This is a genomic window from Streptomyces sp. NPDC050704 (assembly GCF_040654355.1).
Taxonomy (GTDB): domain Bacteria; phylum Actinomycetota; class Actinomycetes; order Streptomycetales; family Streptomycetaceae; genus Streptomyces.
The window spans coordinates 55,623-71,502 of the sequence record NZ_JBFAHW010000021.1; the positions used below are offsets into that span (position 1 = coordinate 55,623).

The window sequence follows — 15,880 nt, forward strand, 5'->3', positions numbered from 1 at the left end:
CTCCTTGGTCAGTGGCGGGCTCAATGGGCGATGCCGCAAAGCTGAGTTCGGGCTACGGCTCGAACCGTGATCACTCACGCTGTGTCAGTTCGTTCGCACGCCTGCGCAGCGGGTTGTGACGGCTCATGCCGCTATGGCGAGGCTGCCGACCAGGTCCAGGGCGTCCTCGGCGAAGTCGGCGCGGGTTTCGTCGTAGCGGCCGTACCACTCGGGATCGATGTCGTCGCCGTCCTCGGTGCGGAAGCGGGCGATGGCCGCTTGGTACCGGTCAATCAAGTCCCGGGCCTGCTCGACAGCCTTGATCAGCTCGGCGTGCTCTGCTTCCGGCCGCAGGTCGTTCCAGTGGTATCCCGCGTCGTCAGGCGGGAGCCCTGCATGCGATTCGGCGGCGACCACGTGGGCATCCAGGGTTTCGTTCTCCCGCATGTGCCAGGTCAGGGCCTGGATCCAGGCCTGCTCGGTGCTGTGGTCGCGCACCACGTATGTGTACGGCTGCTCGCCGTCGTAGCGCTCGGGTCCGGCCACGGTGACGGTGTAGTCCCGGGGTTCCTCGGACCACTCCTCCTGCGGCAGTTCGTACAGCGGCGTGTCGAACCGTTCCGGCGTCAATGTGGTGAACGCGGTCACAGAGATCACTCCGCCTCGTCAAGCAGTTTGACTTCCTCGACGTCTCGCTCGTTCACGGCCAGAGAGACGTTGATGCCGCCGGTGATCGGCAGGTCGTCGAGCCACAGGTCTTCGTTGTCGGCGAGATACTCCGTCAGGGCTTGCGGATCGTCGGCCACGTCGGTGGGGACTTCCACGGTGGCCGGGAAGTCGTCCGTCACCTCTTCGGTCACCGTCATCTCGACTCTGGCCTTGGTCATCTCCTCTGCATTCACGATCTCGTCCTCTCCTTCAGGTCACGGACAGGCCGGGGGCGCCGCCCGGCCTGGCGGCGCCCCCGGCATGGCCCCGCACCCCCTCCGGGTAGGGGGAGTTGAGGGGGTGCGGGAGTCTGTGTGGGTCAGCGCGTTGAGCGCGCTGCGTCGGGGTCCGAGGGAAGGCGGGTCAGGCGCGGCTCACCGCGCGGAAGACGTCCGCGCGCTGCTGCGGGGACCAGTCGCCGGTGAGCCGTACGGATGTCTCGGTGACCTTGCTGTCGCCCTCGTAGGGATCCTCGTACCGGCCGCTGAGCCAGGCGTGCTCGGGTACGGCATCGCCTATGGGGTGGGCGGACGGCTCGGTCACGCCGGTGCGGTCGATCGTGTCGACGGCCCAGGCGAGCACGTCGCCCTCCACCATTCCGCGTCGTACGCGTCGTATGTCTCGCAGGTCGTGACCGGCCGCTCGATCGTGCGGGAATCACCGTCCATCCACAGACCGCCGTACTGGCCCCCGGTCGGGGTGGCCCTGGGCCGGGTGCGGTAGCTCACGACGTGGCGGCTGATCTCGATCGTGTAGCTCATGATCACGCCGCCTGCTTCACGCCGGACGCAGGACCGACGTCGTACGACGTGGCCCAGCCCTGGCGGACGCTGTAGCTCTCGCTGTACTCCATCCGCACCGGCGCGAAGTCCACGCGAACGGGTTTCTCCGGCCGGTCGAGGCGCGAGACCCAGCCGCGACCGTTCCGGCCTTCGTCACCCACGGGGTAGCCATCGGCTCGTGCCCAGTCCCAGCTTCCGGGCGCCTGAGTGGGCGCGAACGCGGGCTCGCGCGACGTGTCCTGCGGGAAGCTGCTGGCGGCCTTGTCCAGGGCGTACAGCAGCCCCTGATGACTGGTGGTCGTAGGCGAGTAGCGCACCTGCGGCACGACGACCGTGCCGTCGTCCAGCACCCACGCGATGGGGGTGCTGTAGCTGTAGACCTGGTAGACGATGCGTCCGGTATCGGCGTCCGCCCGGTACCGGTCGGCCCACGGCTCCGGAAGCAGCCCTACGCAGTAGCTGCGCTCGTTGGTGGCATGGAACGCACCGTAGGTGTTGAACGGCTCGCGTGCGGCCAGTGCCCTCCGCACCGACCACGATTGGGTAGCAACCTTGGGCATGGTCCTGTCCTCTCCAAGACCGGGACGGTGAGGGCCACCACGGCGCCAGGCACCGTGTCCGAGACTCGGGTGCTACGGGGCGGCATCCCCGCAGGCGACACGTGGGGCCCTCATCTGTGGGAAGGGTGGCCGCAGTCGGCGGACTCCGCCGGCCTGTCCGGCGACGAGACCGCCGAGCGCTGGCCCGACGTGCGCGAGCCGGCCGGGGCGACGGTGATCACTAGAACCCAGGGCCACATGTCAAACGCACGGATGTCGTTGGTGCTGTGGGACGCGCCGGGGGCGCCGCCCGGCTTGGCAGCGCCCCCAGCCTGGCCCCGTACCCCCTCCGAGGTGGGGGGAGTTGAGGGGGTACGGGAGTCTCGGCGGAAGCATGGAATGGCACGACTGCGGCGGGGCCTGGGGCCGACGGAATCAGCGACCGCCGAAGAGACCTGGGGACACGTTCACCAGGACGACACAGCTGAGGGCGAGCCAGCCGATCACCTGCCACACGCGATCAGGGATGCGGCTCATGCCCAGAACCCCTCGATGACCGGGGCACCCGTCATTTCGTCCCACGCCCTCTGTCCCTCTGGGCGGTGAGGGTGGAAGGGGGCGTCCTTGTCCGGCCCGACCCGGAAGAATTCGCGGCACTCGTGGATCTCCAGATCGATGACCCACTGCATCATGACCGCATACAGGTCGTCCGGAATCATGTAGTCGTCGGCGTTGATGATCACCTCGGGCGCGAGCAGGATTTCCTCCGGGTAGCCCCTGAGCGCCTGGTCGCGGTCGGAGTTGACGGTCTCGACAAGCGCCCGAACGATCACAAACGGCACCCCCTCCGCCATCACGTCCGCCCGAAACTCCCATCCGGGGCGGAAACTGACCTCCTGGTTGATCAGGTCGGCAACTCGCTGAGCCTCCATGTCCTCTCTCCTCAATCCCTCGGCCACGCATCCGGACCGGCGGGCCGACCGGCCCGGACGTGCTCTCGTCTGTAAGAGCAAGAGGGCGCACCCCTGGCGGGATGCGCCCGATGCTCCGGCAGATCAGTGACCGCCGAACCCCAGGGCCGACGTGATCGTTTCGGCCCAGTGGAAGTGCTCGAAGAACGCGAGCGGGACCAGCGCGAACGCCCCGGCCAGCAGGTAGTCGTCGGCCTTGGTCCACGCGTGGTGCGCCGCGTTGCGGACGCTGCGGCGCCAGGTGATGTCGAGCGTGATCTCGCACCCGAACACGTCCGGGTGGTACTGCCGCGGAATACGCCCCAACTTCCCGCTTGAACAGCTGACGTGCACGTGATGATTGCCGTCCGGCCGCTCGACGATGTGCTCAAAACGCCATGCGCGTCCGGCCGCCGGGCCGGATTTCATGTGCAGCGTCGAGCCGGGAGTGATCTCCTGACCGGTGGCGCGTGAGACAAGTTTCATGATCGCCTCCCCAGATCGGTTCTGGTCCTGCCCGCGAACAACGGTCCGTGCAGACACCGTTGATCACGGGCAGGCTCAGAGCCTGATCTCTTCGGAGGCGGACAGGTCGTAGATCGCGATCTGCTGCCGCAGACGACCGAGGAACTCCGCCTTGGCCCGGTCGTCGATGATCTCGACTGGATCCAGATACAGCTGCTGGCCGTCCACCCATCCCCCAACGGCGTTGGCGGTGGGATACAGGGCGTGCAGCCCCTCAATAGCCGTCGCGAAGTCCGCAAACGGCACGGCGGCCGGGACGGACCACTGTTCGTCAGTCGCGGACACGGCGAACCCCGATGCCGCAGAGGTCAGGGTGCCGTCCGCGTTGAGCCGGACCGTGAAGCCGCCGTGCGTGAACACAGCGTCATACAGGTCGATTAAGTCGCTGGTGACCAGTGTGGTGTCGCTCATGATCAGCTCTCCCCGTCTGACCAGGAATAGAGGAACTCACCAAACGGGCAGAGAGCAGCACGCCACCAACATCCCGGAATCCCGGACCGGCACACCGCTCTCACATAGATACGCCATCCCAAAACGCCCGATCGTCGATCAAGCGTGGACTTTTGGCGAGACATACGAACCGAGAGCGGACGGAACGGCAATCTTGACTATTCACCGTGCGCCGTATTGCGCTCTCACCTAAATACGGATCCCGAAAGTCCCCGATTACCGATCACGGAGAGAATTGCCGAAGATTCCTTTCAGGCATGAGGCAGTGCGGCCCACTGCGTCCGGGCACACGTATCGGCTTCCCGGTCCAGCCAAGAGCTATTGCGTCTGCCGTTTCCCGTCCACAAAATGAGTGGGAAACGGCAGACTGGCATTCGCGCGTTTGGCTGCTGCCGTAACGCGCTCTCACCTAAATACGGGGCGTCGGACCGCCCGAATACCGATCAGGGGAAAGAATCTCAAGATTCTTCCGGCAGGCAAGGATACGGCCGAATGGTGGAGTCTGCCGCGCGCGTCCGGTATTCAAGGGAGTCACGCGAGTGTTGCGGCGACCGGTTGCTCTCGTAGCGCGTTGCCACCCATGTACGGGGCGCCACACAACCCGAACACTGTCCACGGTGCAGCCGCTCACGTTGCCGTGCGTGACAACGGGAAGGGTCCCAGGGGCTCACACCCCGGGGACCCTTTCGATTGCCCGCTGTCAGGCAGTGTGCGGCGGCTCAGTGCTGCGGTAGATCAGTTCGTCGCGCACAGCGTCAAGAGACGCCGTTAACGCTCGCCATTCCTTGACCGCAGCGTCACGCGTGCGCTGCACCTTGGACGACGAGTGACGCGGTCCGCCGTACAGATTTTGCGCGGTCCGTCCGAGCACGCTGGTACGGCCGAGATCATCCGCTTGCTTCGCGATGTCCAGGACCGTGCTCAGAACCGGGAATTCTCGTCCGTCGCCCCACGCAGACCGGAAGATCGTTTCGCTCTGTCCCGACAGATATGGTGTTACTGCCAGGGTGGACAGCTTGTCCGCGTGCGGGATTCCGCGCGTGATCTGTGCGCCCGGAGTAGCGTCGACCGGCTCCGGTTTGACGTCCAGCCTGTACCCGTTTCGCGCGGCAGCATCGCGGACCGCCCAGTATTGGAGGGTTTTACGGGTCACGATGATCGTTTCCCCGTCCCTGCGGACGTACTGCCATGCGCACGCTTCGCGGGTTTCCACCCACACAGCCGAAACCTCGCAGGTTGCGATGATTTCGCGCAGCCGCTTCGTGAAGATCAAAACGGCATCCTGGGTGACGTCGTCGCTCACGTCATCCGTTCCGTACAGGGCGGACCCGCTACGCGCCACGGTGGCGCTTCCGTCCATCCGCTTACGGGACCGTGTGGAATCGACCGTGCGGCAGTATCCGCGCGCGATCCGCTGAAGTTCCGTAAAGTCCTCCGTCGTCACCCGTTTCATGTCTTCTGCCGTGACGTCTCCCACAGGCTTATTCGCCTGCATTCCCTTGGCGGGTAAATCGTTCACGATCCTCTCCGATCACTCGTGACGCGTACCCTCTACTGTCGCGTCCCTACTCTTCCATTCTCGCGCATTTCTGCTTCAATTCAAGGGTCATCGCCCAGTTTTCCCGATTCTTTACAGGAATTCAGACCGGCGGATAAATCAACATCACCGAGAAAGGGAAGGCCATCAAAAGCGAGTGAAGCAACGGCCAGGCGTTCAATACGAATCAAGCAAAGAGGAAAAGCGGGAATTGAGCGATCTAAACAGATAGTGAATATAAAGCCAATCGAGTACATTAATTACAACACCGCCACGGCGCATATGCTCCCTACCCTCAGCCGTCACCCCGTCTGTTGACGTGCCTACCGGCACCTCAGTTGCGCACAGCTCGGGAAGGGGGCAAAGGGGCGACCACCTGCGCCAAGGAGGGGCGCGAGGGCTACCGGCTTAGTAGGCAGATGTATTGGGAGATGTATTGGCACTGAAATTGGAAGCCCTATTGGCGAACACGTTTGGTAGTCGCGATCTTGCTAACTGCGGCAATCCGAACCGGGTGGGCCCGGGCGTCGGTGGAGCTGATGCGCCACCTCGGCCACGAGGCGGGCACCATCCCCCACGACCCTGACCGCCTGCTGGACCTTGCCGACGTCCTCGACGTGTTGCCCGATCCGCGCCGCCGGCAGGGCCGCCGTTACCGGCTCGGTCCGGTCCTCGCGCTGTGCACGATCGTGGTCCTCGCCGGCGCCACCACCCTCGCCACCATCGCACGGCATGCCGCCTACCTGCCCGACGAGGTCCGCCACTGCCTGGGGCTGCGGGCCGCACCGCGGGCGACCATGTTCGGCCGACTCCTGGCGCGTCTGGACGGCGTTCCGGACGACCCGCTGTTGTGCTCACACCGCGGAGACCGCCTCAGCCCGGACGCCGTTGCCCGCCTCGTCGCCAGGCACACCGCCACCGCGGCCATGACCTGCGTGTCCCTCCGCACCAAGCACGTCACACCCCACACACTCCGGCACACTGCCGCGATGGCCTTACTTCACGCCGGTGCCGATACCTCCGTCATCGCTCTGTGGCTCGGCCACGAGTCACAGGAAACCTCGATGATCTATCTGCACGCCGACATGACGCTCAAGGAACGTGCCCTCGCCCGGACCACACCACCCGACAGCAAGCCGGGCCGCTACACGGCTCCCGATGCCGTCTTCGCCTTCCTCGACAGCTTGTGACCTCGCTCGTTATGCCGAGCCCGATCGGCAGGCACCCCCAACTGGCCTGCACGGACTGTGTCAGCTCGGGATAACTCGCAGCGCGGAATAGTACGAGACCCTCCCCACTCGCTCCGAAGCCATGATCCACCTCGCCATGACCGACCTCATGGCCCGCCGCCTCACCGGCGAAGCCACCATCTCCTGGCACGGCCCGACATCACCGGACCAGCTCCGCATCTCGGGATGAAACAACGGGAGAAAACGACCTCTTAGCCCCTGGCCGTTATTTGGCTGCTCATACGTGGCTGTGCTGCCAGAATCCGGGGCATGAGCGACACCCCCGAACTGCCATGGCCACTACCCGACGAGCGCTTCCGCCACTGGGCCGGCCCGTTCGCCGACATGCACGACCTGGTCCGCGACCTCGTCATCCCGCCTGGCCTGCCCCAGGCCGCGGAAAGCGTCCTGACCACGGCGCGTGAGCTGATCCGCATGAGCTACTACCGCTACGAGTTCATGATGATCGGCGCCGCGACCTCCATCATTGCCATCGAGACTGCGCTCTCCGACCGCTACGGCAAGGGAACCCTCGCCGATCATCTGAAGAAGGCCCACGCCGACGGCCTGATCACCGAGGAGCAGTACGACCTCCTCGACAGCTGCGGTCGGCCGATCCGGAACAAGTACGCCCACGGGGACCTCACTCACGCCGTGCTGACCCCGCCGCTAGCCGTCGGGATGGTCCACACCTCGATCACGATCCTCGCCCAGCTGCACGCACCACCCGGACCGTGATTCGGGCCCCTTGGAGTAGCCCTACAATCCCGGCATGGCCCAAAAGAAGGTTATTACCTACACGGACGATGTCACCGGCGAGGAATCCGAGGACATCACCAAGCACACACTCCTGCTCGACGGAGCCGGGGTAGAGATCGACCTCACGTCGGAGAGCCACGATCGGCTGATGGAAGTCCTCCGCCCCTACTTGCACGCCAAGAGCGCTCGTCGAGTCCGCGGAAGCGTTTCTTCTGGCGGCGCGGCACCCAAGCGCAGCGGTACGGCAGCGTCCGGCAGCGGGGACACTGCGAAGATTCGCGCCTGGGCGAAGGAGAACGGCTACGAGGTCAATGACCGCGGCCGAGTCTCGGCCGAAGTGCGGAGCGCCTACGACAAGGCGAATTCCTGACCCCTGCTCAAATACCTGAGACGCCCGGCTATTTTCCTGGCTAAATCGCTCTGCTCGGGGCTGGCGTGAGTGACCTCTCCCTGTCCCTGGGCCCGCGGCCGTCGGCTGCGAGCCCCTACTTCTCGTCGAGGCCAAATACCCCTGAGTCCGCTCGATTTGGCTACGCACGCGACCCAAATGCCCGAGCTGTCGTCAGAGCATGACGCAGCAGACCGAGGACTGGACGCTCCAGCGGGTAACCGAGGCGGAGGCCGCCGCGCTCCGCCGGTGGGCGGAGCGCATGGGACGACCGGTGCGTGGTCCCCACAGACTCCCCTTGCAGACGATCACCGGGTACGCGTTAGCTCTCTCCCTAGGCGAGGTGCGCGAGCGAGAGTACCCGGTGTACCAGGGGGCCTGCGTTCTCATCTGCCGGGTTGGATGAGGTCGAGTGCGTGGTCGGGGTGTGACTTGTAGTAGTCGGTGGCGTGGGCGGTGTTGGTCCAGCCGGTGAGGCGGCCAGGGCGATCGCGAGGTTGCGGAAAGTGGCCATCGCGCGGGGCCTGTTCCCGGTGCGGATCTTGGAGGCGTCCTCGGCGAGGGTGGTGTCCCGGACGTGGTGATGGGCCTCGATGTGCCAATGCTCGCGGACCGCCCGGGCGAGCTGGGCGTCGGTCGCGGAGAACGCGTCGTGGCTGGTGACGGCATACACGTGCTCGATCTGGATCTTCCCGCTGTTCAGGTCGCGCCGGCGGCGGGTGACCTTGATCGCCTGGGCGGCGTGCGGGAGCCGCAGCCGGCGTGGAACCTGGACGGCTTTGAGGCGGCGGATCTCGTCACGGCCGTGCCCCTTCTCCCGGCTGGCGTGGCCGAGGGGGATCTGGTTCCAGGGCAGCGACTTGAGGAAATCGTGCAGCAAGGAGCGCAACACCGTCGAGCGGTGCATCGCCCGACTCAAGCAGTGGCGCGGCCTCGCAATGCTGACGGATAAGCTCGCCATCGCCTACCAGGCCGCACTCCACCTTGCTGCCATCCTCATCTGGACCCGGCGCTGAGCAAGGCGTTCGAAGGATTCGTCAGACAAGCCCATGGACGACGAGTCGATTCTGTTCTCCGTCAAAGATGCCGACCAGGACGTTGGCCTCCTGCCGGTCCCCACCGAAGAGACCCCGCTGGTCGACGTGGACGATCAGAATGTCGTGGCTGTCGATCACCTCGGAGATGCCCCGGGTCTCGATCGTGTCCGACCACGCGTCCAGGTTCCGACCAAACCACTCCGCCAGCCCGCACGGCTCGGCAACAGCATCCCAGAAGTCGTTGAGTGTCTCGATCGGCCGACCGCGCAGATCAACGATCAACTCGCTATACGTCATCGCAGCAGACTAACCAGCCCCCACCACGATGCACTCACCGATCAAAGAGATGGGCTCTAGTTGTGGAATCATGGCAACTGAGAGGAAACTGAGGGGGTTGACCTTGGCTGACGTGCTGATCAGGCGCGGAGTTGCCGGACTGCCGAGCGTGTCCCGCTCGGATGTCCCCGGGAACTACCCGTACGAAGCGATCAGGGTGGCGAAGCTCATCCGAGCCGCCGGCTTGACCGTCGAGTTCGAGGACGAGAAGCCTGATCGCACCTACCTGACCCACGACGCCGCCGAGTTCTGGTTGCCGATCATTGAGTTCGCCAGGGACGTCGGGAAAGAGACCCTGATCGCAACGCTGACTGGCTTGGTCTCCTCCTACGCGACGATGAAGATCCTCAGGCGGGGCGATTCGTCCGGCGAAGAGGTGACTGTTCCGTCCCCCGTTCTGCACGTGGAGGTAGCCCGGCAGGGTGACCTGACCACCAAGCTGGTGCTGGACGGCCCGGCCGACTCGGTCCTCGAAGCGATCACCAGGATCGAGAGGTGGGGTTCTGAGGATGAGCGCCGTCAGCTCCCCGAGGGATGAGAGCGAAGTCTTCCAGCAGTGCCAGGTCGACCTTGAGCAGGCCAAAGCTGCACGCCACCCCGATCCAGCTGCGCTAGAGATCCTGCGGCGGCTGAGGGGGGAGCTGCGGCAGGTAATGGACCGTTCCGAAGAGCACGACCTTGCCCTCTTCGACCGAGCTCATGAGCTGCTGGACGAGGTAGGCGGATTGCTGAGGCGGGGCTATCCGAAGGCTTGCACCATGGCCTACCGCGACGGCGTCTACTACCGGGAGTGTCCAGTCGATCTTGGGCATCTTCGGGTCGGGTTTAGCGTGGAGACACGCGTGGACGAGTGGGAGTGCTCGATTTGCGGACTTGATCCTGACGAATGTGATCACATCCCCGGTGAGTCGTACGAAGGCCGTAAGTGCCTTGTCCTCATCACGAAGGCCCAGCTCCTGGCAGTGGCCCTCGTAGCTAACCCGAGGTTCCGGGATGCGCGCTTCGGCAGCCTGCAGCTCGGCACGTCTACCGAGCTGCGTGCTGCTCTTGGGCCGAATTTTCGGCCGGGAGTGAGGCTCAGCTGCGATAAGTGCCTTGCGGGATGCCACGGCCTCAACCGAAACTTCGGTGGGTCGACACACGGCTGATCGACAGTAACTGGCCGGACGAGACTCGGCGCTGCCGCAGAGTCGCGCTTCCGCGTGCTGGTCGTTCTCGTGGTGTACCCACGAGCTGCTTCACCCCCGTGCCGGTGACACCAGCTCACCGCCACTTCAAGGAGACAGCCTCTAGGCGCTGCGGGGCGTCCGGGGCGTCTTCTTCGCCGTGATCTTCCGTCTGACGTCGCCGTTGCCCATACGGTCCTCCAGTCGGTGCGAGCACCGGTCCCCTCCGTTGAGGCCGGTGGGTCCGAATGCGGGCCAACTCGCCCGTGCGTGATCCCAGTTGGGTCGGGCCCTCATGCACCACCCTGTCGATTTCCGGGGCCTGAAACTCACGCGGCCCTCGAAAGCACTACTCAGAGATCGGTTCCCTAAGCGGAATGCGAATGCGACATGAGTGCAAGCGTTCGATGAATTTCCCGTGAGCTGGGGCAACAGGGCCACCAGGGACAGTTCATGGCGCACATCACACTCGTCTCGCTGGCGAGCAGATACACGGCTAAGGACTCCCGTCAGCTCCGGGCGACTGTGCGCCGAACCGATCCGCCGTCACCCGATCGAGGGGCGGGGTGGGGCCGCACCTTGGCCGTCTCCCGCTACCAAGTGACGGGGAGTTGCGAAAGGCTGCAGACCCGGCTTCCGCTGGTCCACGTGAGGTCCTTCGCTGTGCCCGCGAGCGCGAGACCGGGCAAGCCCCGAATCACCGACCCAATGGCTACATGCAGCTCGACGCGTGCCAGGTTGGCGCCCAGGCAGTAATGCGGGCCGTGCCCGAAGGCGACGTGCTTGGTGTCGGTGCGCCGGATGTCGAACGTGTCCGGGGCCGGGACGTGCCGAGGATCGAAGTTCGCGGCCACGACAGGGGCCAGGACGGCCTGGCCCTGGCTGACGGTGCCCCCGGACGGGAGCGACACGGTTTCGGTGGCCACGCGCAGCAGCCCTCCGTGGCCGGGGACTTCCATGCGGAGGATCTCTTCGACCGCATCGGGCAGGAGCGCTGGATCATCGCGGAGTGCGGCCAATTGGTCTGGGTGCCGCAGGAGGGTGAGAATGCCGCGGCCGATGACATTGCCGGTGGTCTCGTGTCCCGCGACGATGAGCCCTCGCACCATGCGCGCCAGCTCCTCTTCACTGAGCCGGTCGTCCGCGTCGTGGGCGTTGATGAGGTCGTCGAGCAGATCCTGACCTGGGGCTTTGCGGCGCGCGGCGACGAGAACATTGACGTAGGCGGCGAACTCCGCGGCGGCCTTGGAGCGTTCCGGTGCCGAGACGGTGCTCGTGGACAGGAAGGTGTCCGACCAGCTGCGGAATTGCGGGCTGTCCTGGGCCGGGACGCCGAGCAGCTTGCAGATGATGTCGATCGGGAGCGGGAAGGCGAAGGACGCCATCAGGTCCGCCGGGGGTGACCCGGCGCGCATCTCCGCCAACAGCTCGTCCGCGACAGCTTGGATGCGGGACCGCCAGCTCTCGGCCCGCCGGGGGGTGAAGGCCGCCTGCACGATGCGCCGCAGCCGGGTGTGGTCGGGCGGGTCCATGTTGACCAGCGCGTGCGGGTCGTCGGAGAGGTCGGCGTCAGGCAGCATGCGCGGGGCGCCCGGGTAGCGCAGGTTGCGGCTGAAGCGCGGGTCTGCATGGACTGTGCGCACGTCGTCGTAGGTGGTCGCCAGGAGCGCTTCGTCACCGCTGGGTAAGACCACGGGGGCCAGCGGGCAGGTACGTCGCCTGCTGGTGTAAGCCTCGGGCGGGCCGCCGTGAGGGCCCGACGGGAAGGGAAACGTTGTCTCATCGTGGGATGTCTCGGCGTCTGGCACCGTTGAGCTCCTCCCTTGCGAGCGCTCGACTCGATCCGGCGGTCTATCTGATGGACCGTCAACTACCTTCGAGAGTCCTGAGGTTCGCTGAAGTCGTCAAGGCCGCGGCGCCTGCGAATGATCGTGGTGAGATGCTCTTCATGCTTGGTTGCCCAGGTGCCGATGGGGGCCAAGGCTGCGAGGAGGGCGTAGCCGGACGCGGTGAGGGTGCAGCGTGCGGTCGAGGCGAACTGGCCAGCGCGGGGCTGGTGGTTGATCAGTCCGCTCTCAACCAGCCGGTGCAGGGTGTCCCATAGGACCTTCTCCGAAAGGGTCCGATCTCCGGTGATGTCCCGGTTTCTCGCGATGCCCGCGTTGATCGCGACAGCGACGCCGGTGGGGTGCTGCGGCCCTTTGCTCAATTGGCAGATGACCGAGAAACTCCATCGGAGACGCAGCACGACCAGCGCCATGCCGACGCCGCGCCAGTAGTCCTGCTCCAGGCTCAGCGGGAACGGCCCGGACGTTGCGGGATTGACCTCCCCTTGAGGCAGCTCTCGGTGCTTCCGCAAAGTGATGGTGAGGTGATCAAGGTGGTCGCGTGTCCATGCAGCGATACCGTGCACGGCTGTGAGCAGCTCCTGGCTCATCGAGGTCAACTCCCGTGGAACGACGCCATTCGCTGGGACGGCGTCGGTCTTGCGGACGATGAGTCCTTCCACTTCCATCCGGTGCAACGTCGTGAAGAGTGTCTTCTCATGGAGGACGCGGGCGCCCAGCAGATCCACGTTGCGCGCGTTGCCGTCGTTGATGAGGTCAAGCAGTTGAGCTGGTCTGAGTGGGCCGCTTCGGAGGGCGACGAGGACCGCGTAGGTCCAGCGATTGCGGAGCAACTCAAGAGACATACCAATCCCCCGTAGCTGCCTTAAGTCCGCATCCATCGATGAAACACCTCCATATCAACTCGCTCGAAATCTCACAAAGAGACCTTCGCGAGAAGTGAATAAATTACTAGGACGCAACTCCTGTACATGATCGGAAGTTGACGGCTGGGGTCACAGCAGGCCGAGGCGTTCTGCCAAATTTGCAATATCATCGTCGGGTGTCGTCACTGCCCCAGCGAGGCCTGCAACGAGTCGCCTGCCGTCTGGGTTGAAGGCAATCGTTTCTGCCGAGGCCTTTACCGAGTCCAGGAGAGCCCCCCGAGCTGCATCGCGATCGCCAGCCTTGTCATAGGTGCGCGCCAGGTCAATAAAGTGGGTGGCCCGACGGTTACTTGACGGCATTTCCTTCGGGTCCAAATCGGCGGCGCTGGTAACCGCGTCGGACGTTCTACCGCATTCCATATTCACCGCCACTGCATAAATTCCGACATTGACGGCACTGAACATCGTTTCTACATCGACGTGTCTGCCGATTTCGGCCGAGACTCGCTCGGCTTCGTCCCAGTGGCGCCAGGCATCAGCGGTTCGGCGGTCGCCTGCGGCGCCCATGGCAGCGAACAGCAGAAGGGCTCCGCGCACTGATGCATCGCTGGTCGAGGCGGGGCGTGCGACATGACGCAACGCAGTGAGAGCCGTCTCCTCTGCTTCGAGAGGTTGCTGTGCCGTGAGAGAGGTCATGGCCGAGCCCCATCCGGCCAGGGCCATGAGCCGGGCATCATCCGACATGTCTGCGGCCAGCAGTGCCCGGTCGGTGAATTGGACGGCCAAGTTCAGCGCTCGTACTCCGTAGGCGAAGCGTTGACCGATGAGGTAAACCCTCGTGGCGATCGCGTACGCTTTTCGACGCTGGGCGCCGGTAGTTGCCCGGGTCAATGCTGCGGTATCGCGGAGGAGACCAGGAAGTAGAAGGCCGAGTTGGGTGTTCTGCGTCCGCGAAACATGCCAGGCGTCCCAGGCATGCCGGATCCGGCGCTCCAGATGCGCTGGCGAACCAGGCGGTGCATCCGGAACGAGATCGAGAAGCGAATGCGTGAGCGCGTGACGGATCTCCGGAACCGCCGGGTGCTCCGGCATCTCAAGTGCCGTTGCGGTGAAACGACGCCCGACGAGCGCACTCAGGTCGTCGATACGCATGGCACGGGCCAGATCGATGAGATTGTCCAGCCGTAGAGCCCCGCGTCCCTCCTGCTCCAACAGGCCCAGCCACCGCTCGGTGCGGTCAACCAACTGGGACAGGTGTCTCCGCGAGAGCCCCCGCCGGCGGCGCTGTCGCTCCACCCTCTCTCCGATCAGCCTGGCGAGATCGTCACCAGCGGGCTCCGGAATGGCCGTCACCCCCATGGCACAATCTGGACTCGACGCCCATCGCGCGAATTGGCGGGGTCGGCGGCAGGTGACTGAGTGCGATCACCGCTTCGAGGAGAGCAGGGAACGCAACGTGGGTGCCACGGAAGGCAAGGGGCCGGTGCTGTACGTCGTGGCGTGCGGCGGATACCCGGCAGAAAACCTGCCGTCCCTGGTGGAGCGGGCCGTGGCCGACCGTTGGGACGTGTGCGTGATCGCCACGCCCAAAGGTCTGGATTTCCTTGATGCACCCAGGCTTCGCGAGCTGACCGGGCATCCTGTCCGGTACGACTACAAACAGCCGGACGACCCCGATGTACTGCCGCCGGCCGATGTCTTCCTGATCGCACCCGCGACGTTCAATACGATCAACAAGTTGGCCGCCGGCATTTCGGACACGCTGGCGCTGGGCCTGCTGAACGAAGCCATCGGCGCCGGCAAGCGGGTGATCGCCGCGCCCTGGCCCAACAGGGTGTTGGCGCGACGACTCCCTTTCCAGAGGAGCGTCGAGAGCCTGCGCGGCGAGGGTGTCACCTTCATCCTCAACCCTGACACCTTGCCGGTGCCCGCGTCGGGGCGGCCTGGCGCGGAGGCCTTCCCCTGGAGCGAAGTCCATCAGGAGCTGGCCAACGTACGGCGCGACGCCGTGAGTTGAGGAACTACAACGGCGCACGGCATCACCCGTATTGCTCCTCCGGGAAGCCAACTGAAGGTCGCTCGGTGAGACGTGAGGGGCACGCATGTCGCCCAGGAACCCTTCACACTCGCGCCTGGCCCGGCAGCGCCGCCCATACGCCCCGGCCGTCCCCGCCCTCGGCCGGGCCTACCCCCCAGCACTCCGACACCGTTTTGACGAGCATCAGTCCGCGGCCCTCCTCGTCATCGAGGCCGGCTCGCCGCGGGCTGGGGGCAGAGTGGCCGTTGCCGTCATCTGTCACCTGGATCACCAGTTGGTCTGATGTGGCGACCAACTTGCACGTGATCACCCGGCTGATCGTGTGGACAACGGCGTTGGTGAACAACTCGCTCACGACGAGAGCCGCGACGTCGCAGCCGTCCGGGTCGATGCCCCAGGTGCTGAGCTGTTCCGTCACGCGGTGACGGGCTTCGCCGACGGACCTACCGTCAGCTGGCAGGACGAAGGCAGTGCGGCGTGCGCTGCTGCCGAGATCGGGGGGTGCGCCTCCCGTTGTGGTGGCGTCGGTCAAGGCCACGGCTGAGTCCTAACGTGGGGGAAGTGCCGGACGCGACCGTGCGACGTGAAGACCGCGACGGTATCGCGGTCTTGGGGAAAGCAATAAGTGCCCGCAGCCAGCCGATTCGGGCTCGTGGTGCGAGCAAATAGCTTGAGGCTTGCGGGCATGGTGAGGCGCAAGCGAGATGAGCGGCGCACAGCATCCGGAGCGGGCCACCCGGCAGC

The 15,880-nt window shown here is 65.3% G+C and carries 20 protein-coding genes and 2 pseudogenes; 8 read left to right on the forward strand and 14 right to left on the reverse strand.

Annotated features, from left to right (window positions below):
* Positions 1–123 precede the first annotated feature (123 nt).
* The 8 genes from AB0I18_RS14770 to AB0I18_RS14805 all read right to left on the reverse strand — a co-directional run bounded on the left by AB0I18_RS14770 (position 124) and on the right by AB0I18_RS14805 (position 5,452).
* Positions 124–636, reverse strand: a complete 513-nt coding sequence (locus AB0I18_RS14770) for a hypothetical protein (RefSeq protein WP_363105830.1) — start codon at positions 634–636, stop codon at positions 124–126.
* The gene (locus AB0I18_RS14775; protein WP_363105831.1) at positions 633–881 is read right to left on the reverse strand and encodes a hypothetical protein; all 249 of its coding nucleotides are present in this window, start codon (positions 879–881) and stop codon (positions 633–635) included. Before AB0I18_RS14775 ends, AB0I18_RS14770 begins: the two co-directional genes overlap by 4 nt.
* Before the next feature lie 169 nt (positions 882–1,050).
* The gene (locus AB0I18_RS14780; protein ID WP_363105832.1) at positions 1,051–1,269 is read right to left on the reverse strand and encodes a hypothetical protein; all 219 of its coding nucleotides are present in this window, start codon (positions 1,267–1,269) and stop codon (positions 1,051–1,053) included.
* 181 nt (positions 1,270–1,450) lie between these two features.
* The gene (locus AB0I18_RS14785) at positions 1,451–2,029 is read right to left on the reverse strand and encodes a hypothetical protein (RefSeq protein WP_363105833.1); all 579 of its coding nucleotides are present in this window, start codon (positions 2,027–2,029) and stop codon (positions 1,451–1,453) included.
* Positions 2,030–2,541: 512 nt separating this feature from the next.
* Positions 2,542–2,967 carry a hypothetical protein gene (locus AB0I18_RS14790; RefSeq protein WP_363105834.1) on the reverse strand — a complete coding sequence of 142 codons (426 nt, stop codon included), beginning with the start codon at positions 2,965–2,967 and terminating at the stop codon, positions 2,542–2,544.
* A 96-nt stretch (positions 2,968–3,063) separates the two neighbouring features.
* Positions 3,064–3,444 carry a hypothetical protein gene (locus tag AB0I18_RS14795; RefSeq protein ID WP_363105835.1) on the reverse strand — a complete coding sequence of 127 codons (381 nt, stop codon included), beginning with the start codon at positions 3,442–3,444 and terminating at the stop codon, positions 3,064–3,066.
* Positions 3,445–3,519: 75 nt separating this feature from the next.
* Positions 3,520–3,894 (reverse strand): hypothetical protein, encoded by a 375-nt coding sequence (locus AB0I18_RS14800; protein ID WP_363105836.1) that lies wholly within the window; start codon positions 3,892–3,894, stop codon positions 3,520–3,522.
* A gap of 739 nt (positions 3,895–4,633) precedes the next feature.
* The gene (locus tag AB0I18_RS14805; RefSeq protein WP_363105837.1) at positions 4,634–5,452 is read right to left on the reverse strand and encodes a hypothetical protein; all 819 of its coding nucleotides are present in this window, start codon (positions 5,450–5,452) and stop codon (positions 4,634–4,636) included.
* 557 nt (positions 5,453–6,009) lie between these two features.
* Here AB0I18_RS14805 and AB0I18_RS14810 point away from each other — a divergent pair.
* From AB0I18_RS14810 to AB0I18_RS14825, 4 genes and pseudogenes are all read left to right on the forward strand, one after another.
* Positions 6,010–6,660, forward strand: coding sequence for a tyrosine-type recombinase/integrase (locus tag AB0I18_RS14810; RefSeq protein ID WP_363105838.1), 651 nt, complete (start codon positions 6,010–6,012; stop codon positions 6,658–6,660).
* A gap of 91 nt (positions 6,661–6,751) precedes the next feature.
* A pseudogene (locus AB0I18_RS14815) lies at positions 6,752–6,889 on the forward strand (IS5/IS1182 family transposase); the annotation flags it as partial.
* 80 nt (positions 6,890–6,969) lie between these two features.
* On the forward strand, positions 6,970–7,437 hold the full coding sequence (locus AB0I18_RS14820; protein ID WP_363105839.1) for a hypothetical protein: 468 nt from the start codon (positions 6,970–6,972) through the stop codon (positions 7,435–7,437).
* 34 nt (positions 7,438–7,471) lie between these two features.
* Positions 7,472–7,828 carry an Lsr2 family protein gene (locus tag AB0I18_RS14825; RefSeq protein WP_363105840.1) on the forward strand — a complete coding sequence of 119 codons (357 nt, stop codon included), beginning with the start codon at positions 7,472–7,474 and terminating at the stop codon, positions 7,826–7,828.
* Positions 7,829–8,180: 352 nt separating this feature from the next.
* On the opposite strand, the gene AB0I18_RS14830 is transcribed toward AB0I18_RS14825, so the two are convergent.
* On the reverse strand, positions 8,181–8,753 hold the full coding sequence (locus AB0I18_RS14830) for a hypothetical protein (RefSeq protein WP_363105899.1): 573 nt from the start codon (positions 8,751–8,753) through the stop codon (positions 8,181–8,183).
* On the opposite strand from AB0I18_RS14830, the pseudogene AB0I18_RS14835 reads away from it, so the two are divergent.
* A pseudogene (locus AB0I18_RS14835) lies at positions 8,725–8,862 on the forward strand (IS5/IS1182 family transposase); the annotation flags it as partial. The gene AB0I18_RS14830 and the pseudogene AB0I18_RS14835 sit on opposite strands and share 29 nt — an antisense overlap.
* 21 nt (positions 8,863–8,883) lie before the next feature.
* Here AB0I18_RS14835 and AB0I18_RS14840 read toward each other — a convergent pair.
* Entirely contained in the window at positions 8,884–9,180 is a 297-nt protein-coding gene (locus AB0I18_RS14840) for a barstar family protein (RefSeq protein ID WP_363105841.1), read from the reverse strand.
* 70 nt (positions 9,181–9,250) lie between these two features.
* Between AB0I18_RS14840 and AB0I18_RS14845 the strand changes: the two genes are divergently transcribed.
* Both AB0I18_RS14845 and AB0I18_RS14850 read left to right on the forward strand, forming a co-directional pair.
* Positions 9,251–9,757, forward strand: a complete 507-nt coding sequence (locus AB0I18_RS14845) for a hypothetical protein (protein ID WP_363105842.1) — start codon at positions 9,251–9,253, stop codon at positions 9,755–9,757.
* On the forward strand, positions 9,729–10,367 hold the full coding sequence (locus tag AB0I18_RS14850; protein WP_363105843.1) for a hypothetical protein: 639 nt from the start codon (positions 9,729–9,731) through the stop codon (positions 10,365–10,367). The genes AB0I18_RS14845 and AB0I18_RS14850 overlap by 29 nt, the downstream gene beginning before the upstream one ends.
* A gap of 611 nt (positions 10,368–10,978) precedes the next feature.
* Here the strand turns inward: AB0I18_RS14850 and AB0I18_RS14855 are convergent.
* The 3 genes from AB0I18_RS14855 to AB0I18_RS14865 all read right to left on the reverse strand — a co-directional run bounded on the left by AB0I18_RS14855 (position 10,979) and on the right by AB0I18_RS14865 (position 14,343).
* Positions 10,979–12,079, reverse strand: a complete 1,101-nt coding sequence (locus AB0I18_RS14855) for a cytochrome P450 (RefSeq protein WP_363105844.1) — start codon at positions 12,077–12,079, stop codon at positions 10,979–10,981.
* A gap of 176 nt (positions 12,080–12,255) precedes the next feature.
* Positions 12,256–13,077, reverse strand: coding sequence for a hypothetical protein (locus AB0I18_RS14860; RefSeq protein WP_363105845.1), 822 nt, complete (start codon positions 13,075–13,077; stop codon positions 12,256–12,258).
* Positions 13,078–13,227: 150 nt separating this feature from the next.
* Positions 13,228–14,343 carry a hypothetical protein gene (locus AB0I18_RS14865; protein WP_363105846.1) on the reverse strand — a complete coding sequence of 372 codons (1,116 nt, stop codon included), beginning with the start codon at positions 14,341–14,343 and terminating at the stop codon, positions 13,228–13,230.
* A gap of 211 nt (positions 14,344–14,554) precedes the next feature.
* On the opposite strand from AB0I18_RS14865, the gene AB0I18_RS14870 reads away from it, so the two are divergent.
* Complete coding sequence (locus AB0I18_RS14870) at positions 14,555–15,115, forward strand: flavoprotein (protein WP_363105847.1); 561 nt, start codon at positions 14,555–14,557, stop codon at positions 15,113–15,115.
* Between the two features lie 103 nt (positions 15,116–15,218).
* On the opposite strand, the gene AB0I18_RS14875 is transcribed toward AB0I18_RS14870, so the two are convergent.
* Positions 15,219–15,596 (reverse strand): ATP-binding protein, encoded by a 378-nt coding sequence (locus AB0I18_RS14875; RefSeq protein WP_363105896.1) that lies wholly within the window; start codon positions 15,594–15,596, stop codon positions 15,219–15,221.
* Between the last annotated feature and the right edge of the window lie 284 nt (positions 15,597–15,880).